The sequence below is a fragment of the Fischerella sp. PCC 9605 genome, assembly GCF_000517105.1.
Classification (GTDB): domain Bacteria; phylum Cyanobacteriota; class Cyanobacteriia; order Cyanobacteriales; family Nostocaceae; genus PCC9605.
Genome location: NZ_KI912148.1, coordinates 2355924 through 2381678, shown reverse-complemented (window position 1 = coordinate 2381678; position 25755 = coordinate 2355924). Strand labels below are relative to the sequence as shown.

Sequence of the window (25755 nt, the reverse complement as noted above, 5' to 3'; positions counted from 1 at the left end):
GTTATGAAAGGAGCTTCTTCCCCAGCAATGCGACCTTTTGTTGTCGCGTTATTCAAGGTATTCAATTGTGGAAATTATGAATTATGAAGTATGAATTATGCAAAAAGAGTTTCCTCATTTCCTAATTCATCATTCATAATTCATCATTACTTTTACTCTTCTTCTTCCAGCGACTCGCGGCTCAAAGATTCATAAGTTGGGCGTGGAGGTGTGCGACGGGCACTATTGTCTGCCATCAAATCAACTTCCACATCTACGGTACTGCCATCTGTTTGGGTTTCCACCTTATGAACAGCAATGTCCAATCCTAAAGACTGCAATTCTCGCATCAACACCTTAAAAGACTCTGGCGTTCCTGGTCGAGGAATTGCTTTGCCTTTAACGATCGCATTGAGTGCTTCGTTTCGCCCCTGCATATCATCAGACTTAACTGTGAGCAATTCCTGCAAGGTGTAAGCTGCACCAAAGGCCTCCAATGCCCACACTTCCATTTCTCCAAACCGCTGGCCGCCTTGCTGTGCCTTACCACCCAAGGGCTGCTGAGTAACCAAGGAGTATGGGCCAGTGGAACGGGCGTGGATTTTGTCGTCTACTAGGTGTACCAGTTTCAGCATGTAAGCCACACCCACAGTCACTGGTCGGTCAAAGGGTTCGCCCGTACGACCGTCATACACCATGATTTTGCCTGGGTCATCTGGGTTAAATACCCATTTTTTGCCGGTTTCGTCCCGTGCTTCTTGCAACTTGCCATGCACAATGGTGCGGGACGCCTCTTGACCGTACATTTCGTCAAAAGGCGTAATCTTAAACCGCACTCCCATGATGTGACCAGCCCAACCCAACAGACACTCAAATACCTGTCCGACGTTCATCCGGCTAGGCACGCCTAGGGGATTGAGTACGATGTCTACTGGCGAACCATCGGGCAAATACGGCATATCTTCCATCGGCAATATCTTGGAAATAATCCCCTTGTTGCCGTGGCGTCCCGCCATTTTGTCACCAACTTGGATTTTACGCTTCTGGGCTACATATACCCGCACTACCATGTTGGCTCCCGGTGGCAGTTCGTCACCTTGTTCGCGGGTAAAGATCCGCACGTCAACGACGCGTCCTTTTTCACCGTTGGGTACGCGCAAGGAGTTATCCCGTACATCCCGTGCTTTTTCACCGAAGATTGCCCGTAGCAGTTTTTCTTCTGGTGGTTGGTCGGATTCACCCTTGGGAGTGACTTTACCAACCAGAATATCTCCGGCTTCTACCCAAGCACCAATGCGGATGATTCCCTGTTCATCCAAGTTTCGCAAAGCGTCTTCACCGACGTTGGGAATTTCTCTGGTGATTTCTTCTGGTCCCAGTTTGGTTTGTCTGGCCTCTATTTCATATTTTTCAATGTGAATGGAGGTATAGATATCATCCTGTACCAATCTTTCAGAAATCAAAATCGCGTCTTCGTAGTTGTAGCCTTCCCAAGGCATGTAAGCGATGACAATATTCTGTCCCAGTGCCAATTCTCCGCCCTCTGTAGAAGAGCCATCTGCGAGCACTTGGCCAGCAACAACCCGTTCGCCGATGCGGACGAGGGGTTTTTGGTTGAGACAGGTGTCTTGGTTAGAGCGCTGATACTTGGACAGGGTGTACTCAATTTCAGCAGAGGCGGACTTGGAGTTTTCCTCACCTGGACGTAGGCGCGGACGCACCCGAATCTTAGTGGCATCTACATAGACCACATCCCCATCAGTGCGCGATACAATCACCATCCCAGAGTCCCTCGCTCCCTGAGCTTCTAAGCCCGTACCTACTAAAGGACGCTCTGGTTTGAGTAGGGGTACTGCCTGCCGCTGCATGTTTGACCCCATGAGAGCGCGGTTAGCGTCGTCATGCTCCAAGAATGGAATCATGCTCGTAGCCACCGACACAATTTGTACGGGGGAAACTGCGACATAGTCTACTTGTTCCGGTGTTGTGGTGGAGAATTCCTGGCGATAGCGTACTGGTACTTCAGGCCCCATGAGGTGGCCATTTTCATCAATAGGCGCATCTCCAGCCGCTACCCGGAAGTCGTCTTCTTCATCGGCGGTCATGTACACTGGTGGCAAGTCATACCTAAGACGCCCATTTTCGACAGGACGGAAAGGAGTTTCCAAAAAGCCATACTGATTCACCCGTGCATGAGTTGCCAACGAACCAATCAAACCAGCGTTGGGCCCTTCTGGTGTTTCAATCGGGCAAATGCGTCCGTAGTGGGAAGGGTGGATATCCCGCACGGCAAAGCCAGCGCGTTCGCGGGTCAAACCACCAGGGCCAAGGGCAGAAAGACGGCGTTTGTGGGTCAATTCTGCTAAGGGGTTGGTCTGATCCATGAACTGCGACAATTGGCTGGAGCCAAAGAATTCTTTAATTGCCGCTACCAATGGTTTGGGGTTGACCAGAGAAGCAGGAGTCAAAACCTCAGCATCGGATACAGTCATCCGTTCGCGAATAATCCGTTCCAAACGGTTTAAACCAACTCGGACTTGGTTTTGCAGCAATTCGCCCACACTTCTGACTCGGCGATTACCGAGGTGGTCGATATCGTCTGTGTTGCCAATGTCGTATTCGAGGTTGATGAGGTAATCGACTGCTGCCAAGATATCTTGGGGGGTGAGTACCCGCATTGTTTCTGGTACTTGCAGGCGCAGTTTCTTGTTGAGCTTGTACCGTCCCACTCGCCCCAAGTCGTAGCGTTTGGGATCGAAAAAACGAGAGTCGAGGAGCTGTTGTCCGCCTAGAACTGTGGGTGGTTCACCCGGACGCAGTTTGCGATACAACTCCATCAGGGCTTCTTCTTCGGAAAATTGCCCTTCTTTTTCGATAGTTTTTTGGAAGTACTCGGGGTGGCGTAGGGCGTCAAAGATTTCGTTATCTGACAGTCCCAATGCTTTCAGCAGCACCTGTGCCGACAGTTTGCGGGTTTTGTCGATGCGTACCCACACTAAGTCGTTACGGTCTGTTTCAAATTTTAGCCAAGCTCCCCGGTTAGGAATTAAACTAGCTGAATAAGTACGCCGTCCGTTTTTGTCAATTTCAGATTTGTAGTATACTCCTGGCGATCGCACTATCTGGTTGACAATTACCCGCTCGGCACCGTTAATGATAAATGTGCCGCGCTCTGTCATCAGAGGCAAATCCCCAATAAATACTTCTTGCTCTTTGATTTCCCCCGTTTCTTTGTTGATCAAACGTGTGGGTACATACATTTGCACGGCATAAGTGCTATCCCGCCGCTTTGCTTCATCAACGTCGTACTTTGGCTCCTTCAGCTTGTAGTTCTGACCCAGAAAGTGCAGCTCGAGTTTGCCAGTGTAGTCAGTAATTGGACTAAAGGAGTTAAGTTCTTCGATTAGCCCTTCTTCTAGAAACCAACGAAAACTAGAACGCTGGATTTCAATCAAGTCGGGCAACAAAAAGGCGGGTTCCATAATTGTGTCGTTAGTCATGCCTCTACCTTTGTCAACCTGGTTAAACTTGTGGGTGTGTGGGAACTTCTCCTTACACCACCTGCTGGGTGCTCTTTCAGGCAAACGGAGCAATTAAACCTGGAAAGAGCCATTTTGGCAATAGGGCAATTGCCCTAATTTGCCGATTCCCCCAGAATATATGGTTCAGCTTTACCGGAATGTGTTTTGCTCTCCTCAACTTCTCCCTCCAAAAACCGCGTTAGTTTACCCACGCGGCTCTTTTACCGTTGCCTTCATAGACTTTGCTATCTTTACAACCCTGAGTGATGATATCCTAATACTGAGAACTGAGAGAGCGATCTCTTCAGCCTGCTGTTTATCGGTGTAGCTTGATGTTAGCGGGTGGTTCCACAAGAAAATTTCGTTTATAAATTTTTATAGCTTTAATATTCGAGCCAAAACCCAGGTCTACCTCAGTGATAAGTGGGCAGTCGTAGATTTATGGCATCGTTTGTAGAGATAGGAGGATACGCAAGTGAACAGTATTGCAATCAAAGCAGAGAAGTTCGTATTTGCCTCCTTAAACATTATGGCGCAAGTCAACATATTTTGGAGGGTATAATATTAGCATATTTTTGTCCTCCTACAAACTTTAATTTTTCAAACAAGCTCAAATTGATATATAAAAGACATAATAGACACACTTTTATATTTCCAAACCAAATAGTTCGCAAGCGTTCTGGGTAGTGAGAGCCGCAATTGCTTCCGGTGTCTCTCCCCGTAGGCGCGCTACTTGCTCAGCTACATAGCGAACGTAGGCTGGCTCGTTGCGCTTGGTACCCCGTTTGGGAACCGGAGCCAGAAAAGGACAGTCTGTTTCAATTAACAGGCGATCGCTTCTGACTATCGCGGCTGACTCTTGGATCGGCTTGGCGTTTTTAAAGGTAACGGTACCGCTAAAGCTGATGTAAAAGCCTAAGTCCACAAACCATTGAATTTCTTCTGGTGTTCCACCCCAGCAGTGCATCACACCTCGTACACTCTCTCCTTTCAAGTTTTTCCATTTTCCCAGCACTTCCCTTATTTCTGCCGCAGCATTACGGCTGTGGATAATCACTGGTAAGTTGAGTTCAGCGGCTACGCTTAATTGCGCCTCGAATGCCATGTGCTGCTGCTCATTGTTGTTGGCTTTGTAAAAATCTAACCCTATCTCCCCAATTGCCACTACTTTGGGATCGGAACGAGCTAAAGATTTGATTTCATCTGCTGTTTGGCTATTCCATTGATCCGCATCCAACGGATGCAATCCTACAGCAAAGCTAATTTCGGGAAAACGATGAGCTAGTGCTTGGATGCTAGAAAATTCACTTGGCTCAACGCAGGAGTGTACTAAATGCACTACACCTGCTTCTTGCCATCGCGATCGCACTATTTCTATATCTGACTGGAAAACGTCAAAGTTGATATGAACGTGGGTGTCAATAAGCTGCATCTTTGTCCTTGGTCATTTGTCACTTGTCACTGTCAATAGTCTTTAGCCAATGACTAATGACTAATGACTAATGACGATTGACTATTATGCAGTTGCTGCTGGTTGTGTATGGGCTTTTAGTCTTTGAGCTAATCTAGATTTTTTTCTGGCTCCGTTGTTGGGATGGAGGACACCTCGCTTCACAGCCCGATCAATTTTGCTGTAAGCTTCCGACATCCGAGTCATGACTTCTTGCTTTGATTCAGGGCTTGGATTAGCTGCATAGGTTTCTACTGCAGCAAAGTACTTCTTCATCAGCGTTTTTACTGCTGATTTATAAGCTTTATTACGCAAACGATTGCGTTCTGCGATTTTGGCGCGCTTGAGAGCAGACTTTGTATTCGCCACAGTCAATTCCAGAAAGACTATAAATATGTACACACACTACTAGACTTACTAATATAGCATCTAGAACACCAATGTTAGGATTCCTGAAAAAAATTTCGCGCCTTGGTTTTCCAGCCTACATTTAGGCAGGGCAACATAAATATATGGATATATAGATATTGTAAATGGGTTTCAATAAATCTCCTGTCATTGACGCCCACAAATATCATAGCTAAACCGGGCAGTACAATGCTTGGTTGTTATAAACTAACTACTTAGCTTACTCCCTATACTTCTCCATCTCACTCTCGACCTTTGCAGAAGGCACTATCCCTACTCTGCTCTTTCTTCTTCTACTCCCCAACAAGGTTTATATTCACGATTCTTAATTTGAGAGAGCAGCTGTTCCCTGCTGACAATAGTCACGCAATCCAATAGTCTAATTTAATGTGGTTTTTTTAGTAACCTTGAGTGGGAACACGACATTGTTCCCTACCGCTAGCTCTTTAAATATCTGAAGTAGATCGTAACTACCTGTAAAGAAAATGACTCTGAGAATTATTGAGAATTTCGACGGCAATTTTAATCTTGAACCACAAGCAAAAGAAAACCTCTTTAAATTATTGGCTGGTGAAACATTTTTAAATCAAATTTGTAGAAATTTGCACTGTGAAAAGGTAGAGTTTACAGAATTACTTTTTCAACCAGTTCCTTACAGTACAGCTACTCCTAAAGGAATGCCAGCAGAATTTGAAAAATATCATGAATCTAATGAGTATGTCATTGTTAACGTACCACTTAATTTCATGTTTATAGCTAAAATCTTCCAGCCTAGTCGGCTTTGTGCGATTTATAGAAAAATAGGATAAGCGCGAATATAAAACTCTCTCATTCAGAATAAAAGTTTGGCGAGAAATACAATTCAATCCGTCTATACGGGCTTATTTACTAGTTTTTTCAATTATAACTATAGAACTAAATTTATGACCACTGAAACAAATATTCCTCCTTTAGCAAGTCTAGAATATATTGCCTACATTGATGAAGACGGGCAATTACCTGAACAACTGCAAGGAAAAATTGGAGTATACGCGATTTTTGACCAAAAACAAGTACTGCAATATGTGGGATATTCTCGCGATGTCTATCTCAGTCTCAAGCAGCACTTAGTGCGTCAACCACAAAAATGTTATTGGGTGAAAGTCCAAACGATTGAACGCCCCAGCCGCACAGTTTTAGAAAATATTGAGAAGGCGTGGATTGAAGAAAATGTCAGTGTGCCTGTGGGAAATGGTGATGATAAGGAAAAATGGACGCAGCCAATAAATGCTAAAGCAGTAATGACGGCAGAAGAACAGGCAAATTATGAAAATCCTGCTAATGATGAAATGGCAAAAATCAAAATTATTAAAAATGTAGCGCGAAGAGTGGAGGCAGAGATTTTAAAAGTGTTAGAAGGTCGAGGTTTGCAAACGCAAATTCGTTTTAATCCCAAGTTGAAGGAAGAAGGATTACTTGATTTGAAATAAATCTAAATAAATCTTAGGGTTATTTCATTATTCCTCAATTAATTCGCTGGCTCATAGCTCAGCCAGTTAAAATCGGCTAATAATCTTAGTTTTAGTCCGTTTTAACGGACTTTGGTTATTAACCCCAAAACCTGGTTTTTCTGATTAGACTTGGTGTCTTAGTGTCTTAGTGGTTAAATAAAATTTATTTTCTTCACCACCAAGACACCAAGACACGAAGGAAATTTATTGTTTAGGATTGCACCACCAAAGGACTAGTGTAAGTTTCCTAACAATAAACATAGTTACTGTAGTAGTTGAGTTCCAATAGAAGCGAGCATCCTGCTTATTTTTGATAGATCTATTGGCAGGATACATGTTTCACAGACAACTTGAGAAAAGTTACACATCGCGCTAGTCTTCTTTATCGTGACTGCAAGCTGTCAATTCAGGCAATGACGAATCAATCCTCCCCGCAAATTCCTTCCTGCACTTGGAATCGTCCTATAGGTTTAGGCTGGGACAAACCCTACACTGTCCGTTACGCTAGCAATATTGATGATGGCCCTTGGCATGGAATGCCTTTAGGTGGCTTTGGTGCAGGTTGTATTGGTCGTTCTTCGCGGGGAGATTTTAATCTGTGGCACGTCGACGGTGGTGAACATACCTTCAAAAATATTTCTGCCTGTCAATTCAGTGTATTTGAGTCAGATGGTTCTTCTTCTCAAGCCTACGCTTTGTGTACGCAACCGCCTGATGATGGTAATCTCGCAGCTTGGCAATGGTACCCGGCTAGTAAAGCAGGGGGAGAGTGGGAGAGGGGGAGAGGGGAGGAAACAGAAAATACCTCTGGAACCTATCACGCTCTTTATCCTCGCAGTTGGTTTATTTATGAAGGGGTATATCAAACCCAGTTAACTTGTGAGCACTTTTCTCCTATTTGGGCAAATAATTACCAAGAAACCAGTTATCCTGTAGCGGTGTTTTTGTGGACAGCACATAACTCTACAAACGCACCGATAACTCTCAGCATTATGCTCTCTTGGCAGAATATGGTGGGCTGGTTTACTAATGCCTTGAAATCCCCGGAAGTACGGATGCGGGATGATGGTAGTCCAGTTTATGAGTACCAGCCGCGCTTGGGAGAAAGCAAAGATAATTTCAATCAACTAGTTGAAAATACTGAATATATTGGCTGTGTTTTAGGTCGTGTTGGTATTAATGAACCTGTCCGAGAAGGAGAGGGACAGTGGTGCTTTGCTACGCGCAAACATCCCAATTTGGAAGTATTTTACCACTCGCGATGGAATCCGGTTGGTACTGGTGAAGATTTATGGGAAAGCTTTGCAAAAGATGGTTCTTTACCAAATTATCTAGATGAAACTCCTGCGGTTGAAGGAGAACAGATAGGAAGTGCCCTTGCTGTGCGGTTCACTCTGCAACCAGGCGAAACTTTACAAATTCCCTTTGTTCTGGCTTGGGATTTTCCTGTAACGGAATTTGCGGCAGGCATTAATTATTACCGCAGATATTCTGACTTTTTTGGCCGTAGTGGCAAGAATGCTTGGGCGATCGCATCCACTGCTCTACAACAATACCAAACCTGGCAAGCGCAGATTCAAGCATGGCAACAACCGATTCTCGACCGTGCAGATTTACCAGACTGGTTCAAAATGGCTTTATTTAATGAGCTTTACGACCTCACTGCTGGTGGTACTCTGTGGAGTGCAGCAAGTGAACGGGACTCTATCGGTCAGTTTGCGGTGCTAGAGTGCTTGGACTACCGCTGGTATGAAAGCCTGGATGTGCGGCTTTATGGTTCTTTTGCTCTGTTGATGTTGTTCCCAGAACTAGAGAAGGCGGTCATTCGCGCTTTTGCACGGGCAATTCCTACTAGTGATAATAATACTCGTGTAATTGGCTACTATCTCACTATCGGGGCAGAAAGCCCTTTCGCCGTCCGTAAGGTTGCAGGAGCAACACCCCACGACTTGGGCGCACCCAACGAACACGTTTGGGAAAAGACAAATTATACCAGTTACCAAGATTGTAACCAGTGGAAGGATTTAGGTTGTGACTTTGTTTTGCAGGTATACCGCGATTTTTTGTTCACAGGTGCTGACGATGTGAATTTTCTGGCAGACTGTTGGCATGCCATTGTGGAAACCCTCGACTATCTAAAAACTTTTGACAAAGATGGTGATGGAATTCCGGAAAATTCCGGTGCACCCGATCAAACTTTTGACGACTGGCGGTTACAGGGAGTGAGTGCTTATTGTGGTGGGCTATGGTTGGCGGCGTTAGAAGCTGCGATCGCAATTTGTGATGTTTTGTTGACAAACCACGGAGACGCAGAGAACACAGAGGAGTTAGTAGAACAAAAATCTATTTACGAAGTTTGGTTAGAACAATCTCGCCCTATCTATGAAGAAAAACTCTGGAATGGACAATACTACCGACTGGATAGTAACAGTGGTTCGGATGTAGTTATGGCAGATCAGTTGTGCGGACAATTTTATGCGCGTTTGTTGGGGCTGCCTGATATTGTACCGAGCGATCGCGCTCTGTCTGCACTGAAAACTGTTTACAATGCTTGCTTTCTCAAGTTCCATAATGGTCAGTTTGGTGCTGCGAACGGTCTTCGTCCCGACGGTTCACCAGAAAATCCTCAAGCGACTCACCCCCTAGAAGTCTGGACAGGAATCAATTTTGGTCTAGCGGCCTTTATGGTGCAGATGGGAATGAAGGATGAAGCAATTAACATGACAGCAACTGTAGTGCGACAAATTTATGAAAATGGTTTACAATTCCGCACACCTGAAGCTATCACTGCTGTCGGTACTTTCCGTGCCAGTACTTACCTGCGGGCAATGGCAATTTGGGCAATTTATTTGGTCAATAGTCAATAGTCAACAGTTAGTGGTTAGTGGTTATTTCTCCCCATCTCCCACTCCCCCACTCCCCTATTCTCCCCCTCTCCCCATCTTTTTTTGATCACCTAGACATAAGAATCCGGTTTTCGTTGCAATTGCTTGTAATTGACTAATATGAATTCTCCTAAAAATGCAACTAATCTCTTGTGCATAGCTGCCTTTTTTGACAATTATCCGTTGCATTCTCTTGGAGAAATGGTAATATAATGATTTGATTTTTTGGTCGGTTTTTACGGACTTTAGGCGTGTGCCTCAAAGAACAACTTAGGGGCAGTTAACGCCTAGAGCAAATGTTTATGAGTTTTATAAGCTCAAGGCAGGAGTCTGCTTGTTTTAGTGATGTCAATTTTTGATTCGTAGCCTTGGAGACAATGTACGAAAAGCAACTTAAAAATTTGAAGGGAAAAACATGGTGATTAAAAACACAAAAAATCGTGTTTTTCAAAGGCTGTTATTGTGAAGCAAAAGCTCTGATCAGAAGAGTTTTTGCCATGTTTTGACTGCGACAGTGCACTTCAAAATATAAGTTAATAATTTAACTCAAATATCAGGGATTATACGGCATCAGGAATTAAACAATGAACTCGTACTCGTCGTTAAGGGTTCAGGGAGAGCATGTTTATACAAGTAATCAGCATTCTCTCATTCCAAAAGAGACTATCCTCAGGCTTTTAAAGATAGTCACTGGAGACACAACCCTCGCATCCGACTTTAGCCAAGTTTGGGTTCTGCGTGAGTTTCAATTAGGTGACGATTTGGCTAGTTATACTCCGGATAGACAAACGGAGGATAGCAATAATGTTCTTTACCTAGTTTGCAAAGGCCGAGTGCGGCTATTAGGGTTTGACGCTACCTTTGGGCGAGAAGTGCCAACTCAGTTACTGTTGGTGGAGCAAACTTTTGGAGCAGACCATTTATTCTGTTATCAACCTTTACCTTACCGAGCAGTCGCTGCTAGTGCTGGTTTTGTGGCATACATTCGCTTGTATGACCTCAATCAGTGGTTGCAGCGGCTACCTACTCTGGATGATTATTGGCGGCAACTAGCTTGTGAGCGACAAGCGTTGATTTTCTTCAAAACCAATACAGAGTTACGCTCACATACCAGCCATTCCCTACGAAAGCTTTTACCTTACCTAGTCCAAACCAAAATAAGTGCTGGTTCAGCTTTGGTATCAGTAACTCCCCTTTCACAGGGGCGCTTTTGGCTAGCACATGGAAAAATAATTAGTCCCACAGCAAACACTCAGCCACCATCAATGGGAGAAAGCTGGGGATACCCCGATACCACAATCCCAGATTGGATTGCCAAAACGGATCTACAAGTATACCACCTACCTAAAGAATATTGGCAGTCAGATGATGCGATCGCACCAGAATTTTTTTTGGGCGGGCGAGAGCAAGTTGTGAAAGCTGACACAGAAGAAGAGGACACGGGGACACAAAGACGCGGGGACGCGGAGAATTTCTTAATACAGTCTCCCCACGTCAATGAAACCACGTCTTCTGAGAACCCACACTCAGAGAGTCCAAAACCAGTGGAAAACACCGCAGAGATGGACTTTCCACAATTGAAAAACCAGCGTTGGTCAGCTAGCAAGTTGTGGCGTCGCTATCCCTTTGTTCAACAGCAAAGTTCTTCAGATTGTGGTGCGGCGTGTTTGGTGATGATTAGCCTCTACTGGGGCAAACGTTTCAGCCTTAACACCTTGCGAAACTTAGCCCAAACAGACCGCATGGGCGCGTCTCTCTCAGCTTTAGCAGATGCAGCAGAGACCTTGGGTTACGATGCTTTACCAGTCAGGGCTTCTTTAAGCAAGCTAGAGTTGCAAACTAACCCTTGGATTGCTCACTGGCAAGGAATTCACTACGTGGTTGTTTGGCAAATAAAAGGCGATCGCGTGTTGATTTGCGATCCGGCGATCGGTAAGCGATCGCTCTTGCGTGAAGAATTTGAAGCTAATTGGACAGGATATGCTCTGCTACTGTATCCTACTGAACGCTTAGACACCAAAAAGAATGAAAAAATTTCCTTTGGTGGCTTTTGGCAAGCTTTTTGGCATCACCGTCACCTACTTGGGCAAATCATTCTTGCTTCGGTACTGCTGGCAGTTTTTGGATTAGCAGCACCTCTAATTACTCAGGTCGTTCTTGACCGAGTATTGGTAAATAAAAGCTTGACTAGCCTCAATATCTTCGCCTTTGGTTTTCTGTTTTTCGGCATCTGGCGCATTAGTGTCCAAGCAGTACGCCAATACCTGCTGGACTATTTTTCCAACCGCATGGACATTACCTTACTCGGTGGTTTTATCAGCCACACGCTGCGTTTACCATTGCAGTTTTTTGCTTCACGTCAGGCGGGGGATATCATTACCCGCATTCAAGAAAACCGCAAAATCCAATTATTTTTTACTAAGCAAGCGGTGAGTACCACCTTGGATGCGCTGATGGTGGTTGTCTACCTGGGATTAATGGCATATTTCAACTTGCGCCTCACTTTGATGGTGTTGGTTTTGATTCTACCGATCGTGCTTTTGACTGCCGCAGCAAGTCCATTCCTGAAAAATGTCTCACGAGAACTTTTGCAAAAATCAGCAGTGCAAAGTTCCGCGATGGTGGAAATGATCGCTGGTATCAACACAATCAAAACTATCGCTGCTGAACGGGTGATGCGCTGGCGTTGGGAGGAACGCTTCACAAGTATGGTGCAAGCGAGGTTTCGAGGTCAGAAACTGGCTAATAATTTACAGCTAGCAACTAGCTTGATTAATCACCTCGGTATGACAACACTGTTGTGGTATGGAGCGATTCTAGTAATAGGTAGGGAGATGACGGTTGGTCAGTTTGTCGCTTTTAATATGCTCATTGGCAGCGCAATCAACCCTGTTTTGGCGTTGGTCGGGCTATGGGATGAGTTTCAAGAGGTACTGATTTCTCTGGAACGTCTCAATGATGTCTTAGCCACCCAACCGGAAGAATATTCCCAAAAACCGCTACTGGTGTTACCCCCAATTCGGGGTGATGTACGTTTTGAGCGTGTCTGTTTCCGTTACAATGCCGATGCAGAGGGCTACATGCTGCAAAATATTTCCTTTCAAGTCAAAGCAGGACAGACTGTTGGTATTGTTGGGTTGAGCGGTTCTGGTAAGAGTACTTTAGTTAATTTACTTGCGGGTTTAAATCGTCCCAATAGTGGGCGAATTTTGATTGATGGGCATGATATTGCTAGTGTTTCTCCCCAATCGTTGCGTAGTCAGTTAGGTGTAGTACCGCAAGATGTTTTTTTGTTTGTAGGCAGCATTTTAGAAAATATTACGCTGTTTGATGCCGAGATTTGTTTAGAACAAGCGATCGCCGCTGCCAAACTTGTAGACGCACACGCCTTTATTCAGGCACTGCCTTGGGGCTATAACACCCGTATTGGAGAGGGAGGAATGATGCTTTCGGGTGGACAGCGGCAAAGAATCGCGATCGCCCGTGCATTGGTAAGGAAACCACGTATCCTAATTTTAGATGAAGCTACAAGCTGCCTGGATACCGAATCCGAACACCGATTTCAACAAAATTTAGCTCGCTTCCGTCGCTTCAAACCATTTCACGTTCATCACGATACATATAAATCCTGTAGAGACGTGCCATGGCACGTCTCTACTCCCACCTATGAGGCTTGCACCACCTTTATCATTGCCCATCGCCTCTCTACTATTCGCCATGCTGAGTCCATCCTCGTTTTAGACCGAGGTATTCTTGTTGAGCAAGGCAATCATCAAGAATTAATGACAATTGGCGGTCTTTATTACCACTTAGTTCAACAGCAATAGCATCTGCGATCACACTTGTATCACTTAGTTAGGTCACATCATAGATGAAAAAAATTTTTCAAAATAGCTAGAAATATGTACTGCGACTTAATTTTCTTGAAGTTCGCAGAACCTCGTAGTGCCACATAGAGTCTATCTGCTACTTTTTTTATAGTTAAACACTTTTGATAGGTATTTGATTATATCACAACTATGCTTTTTATAGTTATTTAATTATTTTACCATAATTTGGTATTTTTAACAACTATTTTCCAGAAAATATATGCCAATTTTCAAGCAAAATTAACAACAAGTTAACTGTAAGTTTGAAATAAAATGCTAGCTTGTAAGTCTAGTTAAATCAAGGTTTTTGCTGGAAAAGCAAAGAATACGTATATTGCTCTAACTGTAAAAATCATCATCATTTTTTATGCCAAGTAAAGATGGTCAAATTGCTATACGCATATTCATATTTTTAGATATTTGATCAATAAAGTTACTGGTAAACTTTCCCAGTAGCTCCAGTAAAAACAAAGTTGAAAATCAATAGTAGGTGAGGGGCGAAACCCCTACTGTATTTAACACTAGTGGACAAAACTGAAGTTGTATAATAATTATTTAAATATGAAAGCATATTCAATACATTGAACTTGAAAAAATGCAAAATCAGCAGATGACATTCATGGAAAAAAATAGTATAAGTACGAATGTTGTTCTTGAACATCAAGGATGAAGATTTTTTCTTCGCTCTTGTAGGAAAAGCGCAGTATTACTTAAGATGCTCCTAATGTTTGTGTAATTTTATACAATAATTTGCCAGGGAAAAGTAATTGAATTAGGAGTGAGCCGAGTTTTCAAGAGGGCACAACTGCATCTACCAAGAGCCAAACGGAGACTTTTTCATACCAGTCATAAAGACATGACTAAAGGTAAATTTTTGCCTCAGTCACTGCCTTATCAAATCTAAAACCACAAGTTAGGTTTCCGATTTTAGGTCAGCTCATGGACAGAATCATCAGGTCAAATGCAGTCGAAACCTCAAGCCAATCAGAGAGTTTAAAAATAAAAGCGCAGGATGTGCATCCCTGCTACAATCAGGCTCCTGAAATGGCAACAGTATATGGGGGTAGTGCCGCTTCAATAGGAGCAGCTTTACCAGAACTACCCACAAATTTCTACACCGCAACGGCCACCACTTCCCAGGCAGAAATTACGAGTACAGGTAAATACTCTACACCTTTGCAGAAAGTGTTGGAGCAGCGGCCTTCAGTTCTTCCCTATCTTGTCTTGCTAGGTAGTCTAGCTTTTTTTGTGACTGTTGTAGTTTGGGCGTGTACGGGAAAGATAGAAGAGATCAGTCAAGTCCAAGGAAAATTCATACCATCAGGAAGGCTTTATCAACTTCAACCGCAGGATTTTGGCAAAGTTAAGATTGCGGTCAAAGAAGGCCAAAAAGTCAAAGCTGGTCAGTTGGTAGCAGAAATAGACACCTTGGTTGATGACCTAAAAGTAAAAAAGCAACGACTCCAGCAAATAAAAACTTTGCTGTATCAAACTCAGCCCAAAGCAGTAACTTCTGTAGCTATGACAGCAACAGAGGAGCAAACAGCCTCAGGAAGTATCGTTTCTCCTCAAATAACCTTAGCTGCCAAGCAACAGTTACTGACTCAACTACAAACAGAAATAACCCAGTTGCAAACCAAAATTACCGAAACTAAAACTTTGCTGAACCAAGCCAAAGCAGAGGTAAAACCAAAATCTCTCTATGCACCCATAGATAGGGTTGTATCCTCCTCAAACATCAGTAGCACTGGCGAGGTAATTCAACCTAAACAAACCCTAGGTGAAATTGCCCCAATTGATGCACCTCTGGTTTTGGTTACTACCTTACCTTCTCAAAAAGTAGGCTTTGTCAACAAAGGAGACCGAGTAAAAATCAAACTCAATGCTGATTCCGGTCATCTAGATGTGGTCGAGACACTACCAAAAGACCAGACTGGACAACAGGATGCTCACAGTAATGGAAACAAAGACATCTTCTTTGGGAGTGTCATGTCAATCTCTCCTAATGTTCAGCATGATGAGAAATTAGGCTGGGTTTATCGGGTAGAAGTAGCTTTGAATCGCAATCAAGCCATTAACTTCAAAGCTGGACAAACAGCTACTGCCCAAATCATCCATAACCGCCGTATTGCTGATATGTTCCTTGAACCAATTAAGGAATTGCAAAAAAGCGAGAGCAATTTATAAATATCAATTCCATCGCTCTTCACCACAACAACTAACAAACATTATTTACTCTATCCAAGGCAATGAACACTATGAACCAAGACATACCTAGCAATATTAGCAATTTAGAGAAAACACTGAACTCGGAACAATTTGATCAATTAGTTGAAGCGATTCTTGCAGGTAAGTATTCCTGGGCTTGTGTTTTAATGCTGCGGTTTGCGGGCTACAATCCTTTGCATTACATACCTTACCGTACCTACAACCGATTGATCAAAGAAAACTCACAATTGAAAAGAGCCAGTCAACAACGCAACGAAAATCTCAAAATTGCTAAGCTTCCTTCTGATAAAAGGTCAGACAGCAATCCGGCACAAAGCTGCTTAAGCAAAATTAAAGACCTTGCTTATCTTGAGGTAGTTGGCAAGCAAAAAAGAGAAATTCGAGGTGGCAATCAAGATCAATGGTTGACAACTCAAATTCGCGAATATCAATCAATCAAATCAGAACTCAAACCAGAAAGCACTCAAGATTTATCACTCAAATTCTGTGAATTTAACTACAATATCTCTTGAGTCAATCGATATCGAGGGAAAGTTGATTGAGTCTTATATCGCCTGCCATGCTAATTAAAATTATATGGCTTGGCAGGCTGATGAGGTTGTCTGCAAATCATTTTGGATCAAATGTTATTCGATTGTTGATAGCCACCTATGTAGAATATCAAGGGTCAGTTAAGAATGTTAAAGAGATGTTAAAGAAGGGCAGAGGGCAGAAGGATATACTGATATCTTGCTCCATTCTTACTTAACAAGAGCCTCTGGCTCTAATTCTCGTTACCAGGTTGAACCTGGTAACGAGGTTTTGAAGGCTTCGCCTCCTGATTATGGCGACTAGTGCAAGATGTAAACATACAAAATTTTTTATTAAACTTCCTGCATTGGGCCAATTTAGGTTTTAGTCTCCTATTCCTTCTGCTAAAGCTCTTTCTTTATGTATGCCGGGGAAGCATGCACGACAGTCGCACCCTACCTTAAGCCGCCCAGAAGGCGTCTACGTACTTCTACTTTCTGCCCTAAGGCAGTTAAATCTATTCATAAATTTCAATTTTTAGTTACTAATTTAGTTGTTAATTATTTGATTATTTATGTGAATAATATGCCAAAATGGCAAACAAATGATATTTTTATTGTATAAATTATAAATAATAAAACTAAATAGACGATTGACGTAAAAATTCATTATCAGGAGCAAGTAAATGATTATTTGTGACTATACAAAACAGATTAATTATTTTTGCAGTGATTAGTAATTACAGGATAATCCCTTAACTTTGACAGATGATGATGCCGTTGCTGTTGGTGGTTCTTTTCTCAAGGAAGTCTAAGCATTGCTTTTGGAAAGATGACACTGTGGTGGGTGTCGCTTTCTCGAAAAAAAGTTAATGCTTAACATTAACTAAGGACGGAAAATGAAAAAGTGACGGTCAAATCATGTTTGTGGCTGTTAGAACTTGTAGCTACTTCGCTTTTCTTTCGATAATTTAATCCTAAGTCCTCCCAACTAGGATTATCTCTACTTTTAAACTTGTCATTTGTACTGCAAGCAGTGGAAGCTTACAAAAATTGTATAGCTTCCAGTTTTTTTATCTCTTTAAGAAAGAAGAAGAAAAAGAAAAAGGAAGAAGGTAGCAATCAGTAAGCAGACTATTGTGTTGAGTTCCGTTACCTGACATCAAGCCACTTGAAGCGTCTGTGGAGCTTTTTACTCTCCCAAGCTCTTACAAAATTTATTTTATTAAGTAAGCGGACATAATTAAACGTCAAATGCCAACTCATGAAATCCTCTCAGGGAGGGGCTTTTTCCTTCTGCGTTCTGTCTTCTGACTTAAAAAAGAGGTGTAGGGGCATCGGGTCAATGGGCATAGGTTTTCTCCCCAATTCCCAATCCCCAAATTTTGTGTACGCAGTTCATGGAGGCTACTTAAGAGGTACAAATTAAAAGCGCCATGACTGATAAAGTTTTTGCCTGGCGCTTAGAACATTGTGAGTTTTAATTTGTTTGGAGTCTTTAAATTATGTTGACTCCTTTTAAATATGATGGTTTATGTTCAGGGTCTTTATATTGGCTGACCCCGTTTGAACAATTATTAGTCTCGCAGAAATTTTTGATTTTTTTGAATTCCTAATATTTTTTTTATTTTTTGTCTCTTTGTATTTCCGGTTATGTACAAATGTTAATGAATTTAAAGAAAAGTACGAATGCATTAGTAATATACAATTTTACATGTAGATGTGCATTGCTACGTGTGATTACGACAGCGTAATACACTGCAAAGTGATAGATATTATCTGCGAAAGTGCGATCGCCTTTAGTTGTAGCAGACCCGCTAGTTTTGCTGCTATCAAACATCATGCCTTAGATGAGTACTCATGAATTTCTGCAACAGAAATAAGTTTTACATATGGGAACCCAGCTGCGAATGTGCTGGTCTTCCGCTATAGTTTTCCATGTGTTTTGCAGGTAATTCAGCTGTAATTGACACATTAATTGACACATGATTTAACATACGGTAAATCAACACATTACAAGACGTAAGTAATTAAGATGAAACATCAGGGTTTTTCCATTCAGCAACTAAAAACTTTTCGTCCTTATACTAGCAAGTTCTTCCGATATACTCTCCGTTTGCCTGTAGCACTAAGCACTTTGTTATTACTTTCTAGTGGTTCCATGCTTATGCCTATTGAGGTAAACGCTGATACTACTGACAAGAAAGATATCGCCTCTCCTCAAATGGCGCAAGTTCCTACAAACGGAACTCAAATTCCTGCAAATGGAACTCAAGTTCCTGCAAATGGAATTCAAACTCCTGCAACCGGAACTCAAATTCCTGCCAATGGAACTCAGATTCCTGCAAATGGAACTCAGATTCCTGCAAATGGAACTCAGATTCCTGCAAATGGAACTCAAGTTCCTGCAAATGGAACTCAAGTTCCTGCAAATGGAATTCAAACTCCTGCAAATGGAACTCAAGTTCCTACAAATGGAACTCAGATTCCTGCAACCGGAACTCAAACTCCTGCAACCGGAACTCAAACTCCTGCAACTGGAACTCAAGTTCCTACAAACGGAACTCAAATTCCTGCAAATGGAACTCAAGTTCCTGCAAATGGAACTCAAGTTCCTACAAATGGAACTCAGATTCCTGCAACCGGAACTCAAACTCCTGCAACTGGAACAGTTATTTACGTTAACCCCCAAACTGGTTCGGACGCTGCTAGTGCTGGTACCTCAGAGGCACAGCCTTATAAAACCATCACTTTTGCTCTCAATCAAGCCCAACCGGGTGCAACTATTCAATTAGCTCCTGGTACTTATAGTAAAGAAAGTGGGGAAGTGTTCCCGCTAACAATTAAACAGGGCGTGATCCTACGAGGTGACGAATCTACCAAAGGTCAAGCGGTATTGATTACAGGTAGTGGTACATATATCAGTCCCACATTTGCCAAACAAAATGTAACAATTAAGACTGAAAAAGATAGCACGATAACAGGGGTAACAGTCACTAACTCTGATAGCCGTGGCACAGCTGTATGGGTAGAATCAACTAATCCCACAATCAGCAATAGTACCTTTACCAACAGCGTTCGGGAAGGCGTTTTTGTCACCGGTAAAGGAAATCCCAAAATAGAAAACAATATCTTCGTGCAAAACAAAGGCAACGGAGTTTCAGTAGCTAAATCTGCCTCTGGAGAAATTCGGAATAACTTGTTTCAAGACACTGGTTTTGGTTTGGCGATTGGTGGTACTTCCACACCTCTGATAGAAGGAAATCAGATCCTCCAAAACCAGGATGGTATTTATATCTCCGAGTCAGCTAAGCCCATCCTGCGTAAGAATGTCATTCAGAATAATAAGCGGGATGGTGTAGTGGCAACTATCAATGCTTTACCTGACCTCGGCACTGGTGAAAATCCAGGTAGTAACCTCATCCGCAATAACACTCGTCACGATCTAAACAACGCCACTAAGACAAATAAAATTTTTGCTATTGGCAACGATATCGATATCAAGAAAATTGCCGGTCTGGTTGAATTTATTGCCTCTACAGTTGAACCCCCACCAGGTGGTTCAGTTGCTTTCAAGGATGTAGTAGTGGGTTATTGGGCAAAAGGTTACATTGAAGCCTTAGCATCTCGGAATATTATTGCAGGTTTCCCTGATGGCACTTTTAAACCGAACGATCCTGTAACACGCGCCCAATTTGCAGCTATTGTCACCAAAGCCTTTTCTTTAGCACCGAAACGCGAGGCCACTAACTTCAAGGATATCAGTAGCAAATTCTGGGCTTATGATGCAATTCAAAATGCTTATCGAGTTGGTTTTGTCTCAGGCTATCCCGATCGCACTTTTAAACCAGAACAACAAATTCCCCGAGTACAGGCGTTAGTCTCATTATCTAGCGGTCTGAACTTAACTACAGACAATCCAAATATCCTTTCTTTCTACTCTGATTCTTCGCAGATTCCCAACTATGCTACTGCTCAAGTGGCAGCAGCAACCTCAAAGCTGTTGGTAGTAAATTATCCATCAGTCAACCAACTAAATCCCAATCGTCAGGCAACCAGAGCTGAAGTGGCTGCTTTTGTTTACCAAGCATTGGTTAATTCCGGAAAAGCTGACCCAATTCCCTCACCCTATTTGGTGAGAGTACAGTAGGAACTAGGGTCTTTTGTCAAACTCTTAGATCCTCCCTAGCCCAGGCCAGATGCTACAACTCTTGGAACTTCCAAGGGCGCACTGGCTCCCCTAAAAAAGGGTGAAACAATCACCTCAAAGTCCCCTTTGGAAAGGGTAGGCATTTGCTCATGGAAGAGATCGGCTTCCCACAGGGTGTGACTGCTGTGGACTTTTGAAGATTTTCCCTCCTTAAAGGGGGGAATAACCACTAACCACTAATCGCTAACTACTGTAGGGGCGGGTTTAGCTATCAAACTTTTTAGCTCAAAAGACGAGATATCTATTCAAACCCGCCCCTACTAACTACTAACCACTAACCAACAACTATTTATTTAACTTCTGTAATTTGCAGAGTATAAGGAAAATACTTATCTTTGTGGTAGGAACCAACCCAAAGCTGATAAGTTCCAGGTAGCCATTCCCCAACAATGCCAGGATTTTTACCGTTAAAATCGTCATTACACCAAGTACCACCAGGACCACTGATAATCAGGGTTGTATCCTCAGGACTGTCTACTAGTACTTTCAGATAGTCGAATTTTGTTGTGAGCTGTAGGGTGTGGTCTGGTTTCTCATCAACAAATCCGGCACACTGACCTGTGGGAGTTTCAGTTTTATTAACAACTTGATTTCCTGGCAATGAACCGCCACTCATGCCACGAACTTGAAGGGGGTCTGGGACAAATTTGAGACCGATACTGATATCGCCAAATATGGGTGGTGGTGTTTCCTCTGCATGTGCTACGGCATTCATTACCAATGCGATCGCCAACGTCGCTATCAAGAACGATAATTTTATCCCTTGATTGATCACTTTACTTGGCATTTTGATTATATTTTTCTAAATTATTTTCAGTATTTTTGATGACACTTATTTTACACGCCGAGTTCCTAAACTGAGGGAAATTGCCCATATATAGAAAAACGTTCTTTATTTGTCACTATAGCTTCCCTTAATAAATAAAGGCGCATGAACATGCGCCTTGACTTGATCTATATTCTCTATTTGGACAATATTATTTATCCTCAAGGATTATCGCCGAGGTTGAATATTAGCTAAATCGTCATTAGTCATTAGTCATTAGTCCTTTGTAAACACAAATGACTAATGACCCTTGCGGGTACTCTGCGAGAAGCCGCGCTGCGCGCGTCTACGCCAGTCGCACCCTGCACCGAAGCCGCCCTGCGGGCGTCTACATGGGGGAGACCCCCTTTGGAGCGCGCTGGCTCACTAATGACAAAGGACAATCTCTAAAAGTAAGTATGCGAGTTTAACGCTTCGTAGTTTAATTGTCTTCTGCTATTGCCTTAGCTAAGCGGAGCTTATCTAACCCTATTTGATGGAGTAGCAACCAAGATTGGATCAAGTCGGGGCCATGCATATCTCCGGTTAAAGCTGCCCGGAGACTACGCATAATCAAGCCTTTCTTGAAGTTTTGCTCTTTTACTACTTTTTTAATAATGTCTTGGGCGCTGGCTTCGTTCAACTCCTGCTGATTCTGTAGCGCAACGATAACACCTTTAATAGCAGTAGCAACACCTTCTTGTTTGAGTTGAGTAGCAGCTTCCTCACTGAATTCCACCGTATCAGTGAAAAAAAGTTTGCTTATAGCGACAGCGTCAACAAGGCGAGTCAAGCTGGGCTGAATTAAAGTCACCAGTCGCTCTAACCAAGAGCGTTCTTCCCTTCCTCCTGTTAATTTATACCCAGCTTCTTCCCAATAGGGAATGACTAAATCTATCAGTTTATCTACCGACATCGTGTGGATGTACTGGCTATTGATCCAATCTAGCTTTGCCCAATCAAACTTTGCTCCTGCTTTATTAACCCGCTCAAAACTAAACTGTTGTGCCGCTTCTTGTAAGGTAAAAATTTCCTGAGTCGAATCTGGAGGCGACCAACCTAACAATGTCATGTAATTAACCAAAGCTTCGGCAGTGAAGCCCATTTGTTTAAAATCCGAGATAGAAGTGACACCATCTCGTTTAGAAAGCTTGCGTCCCTCTTGATTCAAAATTAGGGGTGTGTGGGCAAATTCTGGTATTTTTGCACCAAAAGCTTCATAGAGGAGAATTTGCTTGGCAGTGTTGGCGATGTGGTCTTCTCCTCGAATCACATGAGTAATTTGCATGTCGATGTCATCGACCACAACCGCAAAATTGTACAGGGGTTGACCAATACCATCTGCGGCGGCGCGAGCGATGACCATATCACCACCCAAATCGCTACCGCGCCAAACCATCTTGTCTCTTACTAAGTCATTCCAGACAATTTCCCGGTCATCATCAATTTTGAAGCGAATCACAAAGCTACGCCCTTCAGCTTTGTAAGCAGCTTCTTGTTCTGGTGTCAAATTGCGATGACGGTTGTCATAACGAGGAGCCTCACCTCTTGCTTTTTGGGCCTCTCGCAGCGCGTCTAGTTCTTCAGAGGTTGTATAACAGCGATACGCTAATCCCCGATCGAGAAGGGTTTGTACCGCTTGTTTGTAAATCTCCAAGCGTTGGGTTTGGAAAAAAGGCCCTTCATCCCAGTTTAATCCTAGCCAGCGTAACCCCTGGAGGATATTTTCTGTAAATTCGGGACGCGATCGCTCTACGTCTGTGTCTTCAATTCGCAAAACGAACTTCCCGTGATGGTGACGGGCAAACAACCAGTTGAATACAGCCGTTCTTGCTGTACCAATATGTAAATTCCCAGTCGGACTAGGAGCAAGACGTACTTTAATAGTCACAGCAAATTCGCAAATTATTTATGATGGCAAAGCATGACCATTGTAGGGTATTCCAGAAATGGTCTTCATGAGATTAAAGTTCCTGACTGGCAATTGCTAGCAGTAATTAGCAATTGCCTATCAGGAACTTTAAAATCTATCTTATACTTTATGTAACTCAACGGGACCGACGGGGCTCGAACCCGCAACTTCCGCCGTGACAGGGCGGTGCTCTAACCAATTGAACTACGGTCCCTCAACTGGCAACTTTTTAATTATGCCTAACACATTTGAAATTGTCAAGCTTTTTTTTGGAAAAAATCAATAGTCATTTGTCATTGGTTAGTAGTTAGTGGTTAGTAGTTAGTGGTTGTTAACTATGCCCGATGCCCACTCTCCCCTTTCCCATTGCCACAGGCTGAACTGGTGTTAGATTTTGCAACACGCTCAATGGTAGTTTTTTATACTCTTGCTTTCATAAATTTTTGCTGGGCTGGATGTGAGGCGAAGGAGGTAAGCTCTGACTATGTTTTACCCAGGTAGGTTTTCAGCATTTGTCGCTGGTAATGATTTATGATTTTTTATTTAACGCTGCGATAATAAATTTAATAAATTATCAAATAATTTATACAACCAAAACTTCACACCGAATTTTTTTTGTTTTTGTTGTACAACTAGATTTTGCAGAATTTCGGGCTTCATTTTTTCACACTCTGTTTTCAGAATATTTTTGCTTTCGCTAGACGAAATAACAATATCTGCTTTTTGACTAAGCTCTAAACAATCTGCTAATTGCTGGCGCTGAGTAGCGGTGAAAGTTAAAGTCATCACGTTGGCACAGCTATTTGGTTCTTCCAGAGCGAAGAATAATAAATGATAGTAGCCAGTATCTGCTAATGCTTTTACTATTTTTTGACCTTTATGATCTTTTAAATCTAAAAAGCAAGATAACCATCTTGTTAGTTTAATTTGCGTATCACTCAAGACTGTTATCCACAATACCATTGGATATAGATTACTTTTAAAAATAAACTCTGTAGAATTGTTTTTCTCTAAGAATTTTGCAATTTCTTTTTTAGGTAACATCGCCCAAAAAGTTGGTATCATACCCTGCTGTGTGTGGATTAGATGTGAAAAACAAATAGGAGCTATCGGTTGATTTTTAGGCCAAGTTTTCTGCAAGCAAACTTTCTCAGATAATGACGTTACAGGTACTAACTGTACAGGCTTTTGAGTTTGGTAATTAATACTAATATCGATAGTTTCACCATGATGCTTACGCTGCAAGTTCTCTAACACTGCTAATATTTGGTTAATATTTTGAGGGCGATCGCTTACTTTTTTGGCCAAACAACTCATTACTAATTGTTTTAGCTCTTGTGGGATTTTAACCTGAGGTGCTATTTTCTCAAAAGGAGGTGGTATTTCAAAGCGATGAACTTGATACCAGTCACCAAAGGAAGTACTTTTAGTTTGAAATGGATGCTTGCCTGTCAACATTTCAAACATCAACACTCCCAAACTGTAAATATCAGAACGCACATCTAATAGTTTGCGTCCTTCCATATGTTCTGGAGAACAATAAGGTAAACTGCCTATAAAAGACTCTGACATGCTTATTCCGGAACGCTCTGTTAAAAACTTAGCAATACCAAAATCGAGTATTTTGACTATCTTGCCTTTTTTGGCGTCTTCGTTAAGAAATATATTTTCTGGTTTAATATCTCGGTGAACAACTGGATAAATCTCTCCTTTGATGCTGACACCTTGGTGAGCACAATGCAAGCCTAAACAAATTTGATGACAAAATTCCAAAAAATTTGATATTTTTAAAGACTCAATCTTGAGGATTTGTTTGAGGTTTTTCCCTTGCAGATACTCCATTACATAAAAGGGAACTTTATTTTCGGTTACTCCATAACTCAATACTCGGACAATGTGTGTACTTTTCCGACCCAATTGAGCACCAATAAAAATTTCTCTGGCAAAACGTTGAGACATTTGTCGATCTAACAGATTCATTGACAAAATCTTGACTGCAACTGGTTTACCACCTTTAGCAGCGTCTTCTGCTAGGTAGACTCTACCCATGCCTCCTTTACCAATCAAATCTCTGATTAAATAACGATTGTTCAGGAATTTGCCTATGTAAATGTCTAAATCTGTTTTGTGAGTTACTTTATTGTTAATTGAATTTTGCAACATAAAATAGTTGATTCTCCAAATAATTAAATATAATTAGTACCATTTATTTAATAATTAATTTTAACCATAAGGATACTCAAGAAATTTTGAGAATTAATCAGTTCAGGTAAACCTAAGTACAAATAATTATAAAAATTAAGTAAATTTATATTAAAAAAATTGTAAAAGCTTGTAAACATTGTTTAACATATTAATAAAGTGATTGATATGAGAAATTACACTGAAACTAAACAGGGAATTCACTGAATTGATTATTCAAGTCAGTGAATCTACTGATTAGTTATTTGTTGGTGGTTAGTAGTTAGTAGTTAGTGGTTATTCTCCC

Annotated in this window: 13 protein-coding genes and 1 tRNA gene; 7 read left to right on the top strand and 7 right to left on the bottom strand. The window is 42.2% G+C overall.

The window, feature by feature from the left end; translation table 11 throughout:
* Positions 1-152 precede the first annotated feature (152 nt).
* The 3 genes from rpoB to rpsT form a co-directional block, all read right to left on the bottom strand.
* A complete protein-coding gene (rpoB, locus tag FIS9605_RS0112800; protein WP_026732932.1) occupies positions 153-3479 on the bottom strand; it encodes a DNA-directed RNA polymerase subunit beta in 3327 nt (1108 codons plus the stop codon).
* 667 nt (positions 3480-4146) lie between these two features.
* Positions 4147-4932 (bottom strand): TatD family hydrolase, encoded by a 786-nt coding sequence (locus FIS9605_RS0112795; protein ID WP_026732931.1) that lies wholly within the window; start codon positions 4930-4932, stop codon positions 4147-4149.
* 84 nt (positions 4933-5016) lie between these two features.
* Entirely contained in the window at positions 5017-5319 is a 303-nt protein-coding gene (gene rpsT / locus FIS9605_RS0112790) for a 30S ribosomal protein S20 (RefSeq protein WP_026732930.1), read from the bottom strand.
* Between the two features lie 524 nt (positions 5320-5843).
* On the opposite strand from rpsT, the gene FIS9605_RS0112785 reads away from it, so the two are divergent.
* From FIS9605_RS0112785 to FIS9605_RS36970, 7 genes are all read left to right on the top strand, one after another.
* Positions 5844-6167 (top strand): hypothetical protein, encoded by a 324-nt coding sequence (locus tag FIS9605_RS0112785; RefSeq protein WP_026732929.1) that lies wholly within the window; start codon positions 5844-5846, stop codon positions 6165-6167.
* Between the two features lie 114 nt (positions 6168-6281).
* On the top strand, positions 6282-6827 hold the full coding sequence (locus tag FIS9605_RS0112780) for a GIY-YIG nuclease family protein (protein ID WP_026732928.1): 546 nt from the start codon (positions 6282-6284) through the stop codon (positions 6825-6827).
* 434 nt (positions 6828-7261) lie between these two features.
* A complete protein-coding gene (locus FIS9605_RS0112775) occupies positions 7262-9715 on the top strand; it encodes a GH116 family glycosyl hydrolase (protein ID WP_026732927.1) in 2454 nt (817 codons plus the stop codon).
* Positions 9716-10317: 602 nt separating this feature from the next.
* Complete coding sequence (locus FIS9605_RS0112765) at positions 10318-13560, top strand: cysteine peptidase family C39 domain-containing protein (RefSeq protein ID WP_026732926.1); 3243 nt, start codon at positions 10318-10320, stop codon at positions 13558-13560.
* A gap of 981 nt (positions 13561-14541) precedes the next feature.
* Positions 14542-15789, top strand: coding sequence for an HlyD family efflux transporter periplasmic adaptor subunit (locus FIS9605_RS39795; protein WP_051469986.1), 1248 nt, complete (start codon positions 14542-14544; stop codon positions 15787-15789).
* 71 nt (positions 15790-15860) lie between these two features.
* Positions 15861-16343 carry a HetP family heterocyst commitment protein gene (locus tag FIS9605_RS0112755; protein WP_026732925.1) on the top strand — a complete coding sequence of 161 codons (483 nt, stop codon included), beginning with the start codon at positions 15861-15863 and terminating at the stop codon, positions 16341-16343.
* A 2482-nt stretch (positions 16344-18825) separates the two neighbouring features.
* A complete protein-coding gene (locus tag FIS9605_RS36970; RefSeq protein ID WP_082209781.1) occupies positions 18826-20490 on the top strand; it encodes a DUF1565 domain-containing protein in 1665 nt (554 codons plus the stop codon).
* 349 nt (positions 20491-20839) lie between these two features.
* On the opposite strand, the gene FIS9605_RS0112740 is transcribed toward FIS9605_RS36970, so the two are convergent.
* From FIS9605_RS0112740 to FIS9605_RS0112725, 4 genes are all read right to left on the bottom strand, one after another.
* Positions 20840-21337: a hypothetical protein gene (locus tag FIS9605_RS0112740; RefSeq protein ID WP_026732923.1), complete on the bottom strand. Its 498-nt coding sequence runs from the start codon at positions 21335-21337 to the stop codon at positions 20840-20842.
* Between the two features lie 460 nt (positions 21338-21797).
* Complete coding sequence (gene gltX / locus FIS9605_RS0112735; protein WP_026732922.1) at positions 21798-23246, bottom strand: glutamate--tRNA ligase; 1449 nt, start codon at positions 23244-23246, stop codon at positions 21798-21800.
* 161 nt (positions 23247-23407) lie between these two features.
* Positions 23408-23481, bottom strand: a tRNA-Asp gene (locus FIS9605_RS0112730).
* 329 nt (positions 23482-23810) lie between these two features.
* Positions 23811-25430, bottom strand: a complete 1620-nt coding sequence (locus FIS9605_RS0112725; protein WP_026732921.1) for a serine/threonine protein kinase — start codon at positions 25428-25430, stop codon at positions 23811-23813.
* Between the last annotated feature and the right edge of the window lie 325 nt (positions 25431-25755).

Coding starts and splice junctions, on each gene's coding strand:
- rpoB (WP_026732932.1), bottom strand. CDS start 3,479: ATGACTAACGACACAATTATGGAACCCGCCTTTTTGTTGCCCGACTTG.
- FIS9605_RS0112795 (WP_026732931.1), bottom strand. CDS start 4,932: ATGCAGCTTATTGACACCCACGTTCATATCAACTTTGACGTTTTCCAG.
- FIS9605_RS0112785 (WP_026732929.1), top strand. CDS start 5,844: ATGACTCTGAGAATTATTGAGAATTTCGACGGCAATTTTAATCTTGAA.
- FIS9605_RS0112780 (WP_026732928.1), top strand. CDS start 6,282: ATGACCACTGAAACAAATATTCCTCCTTTAGCAAGTCTAGAATATATT.
- FIS9605_RS0112775 (WP_026732927.1), top strand. CDS start 7,262: ATGACGAATCAATCCTCCCCGCAAATTCCTTCCTGCACTTGGAATCGT.
- FIS9605_RS0112765 (WP_026732926.1), top strand. CDS start 10,318: ATGAACTCGTACTCGTCGTTAAGGGTTCAGGGAGAGCATGTTTATACA.
- FIS9605_RS39795 (WP_051469986.1), top strand. CDS start 14,542: ATGGACAGAATCATCAGGTCAAATGCAGTCGAAACCTCAAGCCAATCA.
- FIS9605_RS0112755 (WP_026732925.1), top strand. CDS start 15,861: ATGAACCAAGACATACCTAGCAATATTAGCAATTTAGAGAAAACACTG.
- FIS9605_RS0112740 (WP_026732923.1), bottom strand. CDS start 21,337: ATGCCAAGTAAAGTGATCAATCAAGGGATAAAATTATCGTTCTTGATA.
- FIS9605_RS0112725 (WP_026732921.1), bottom strand. CDS start 25,430: ATGTTGCAAAATTCAATTAACAATAAAGTAACTCACAAAACAGATTTA.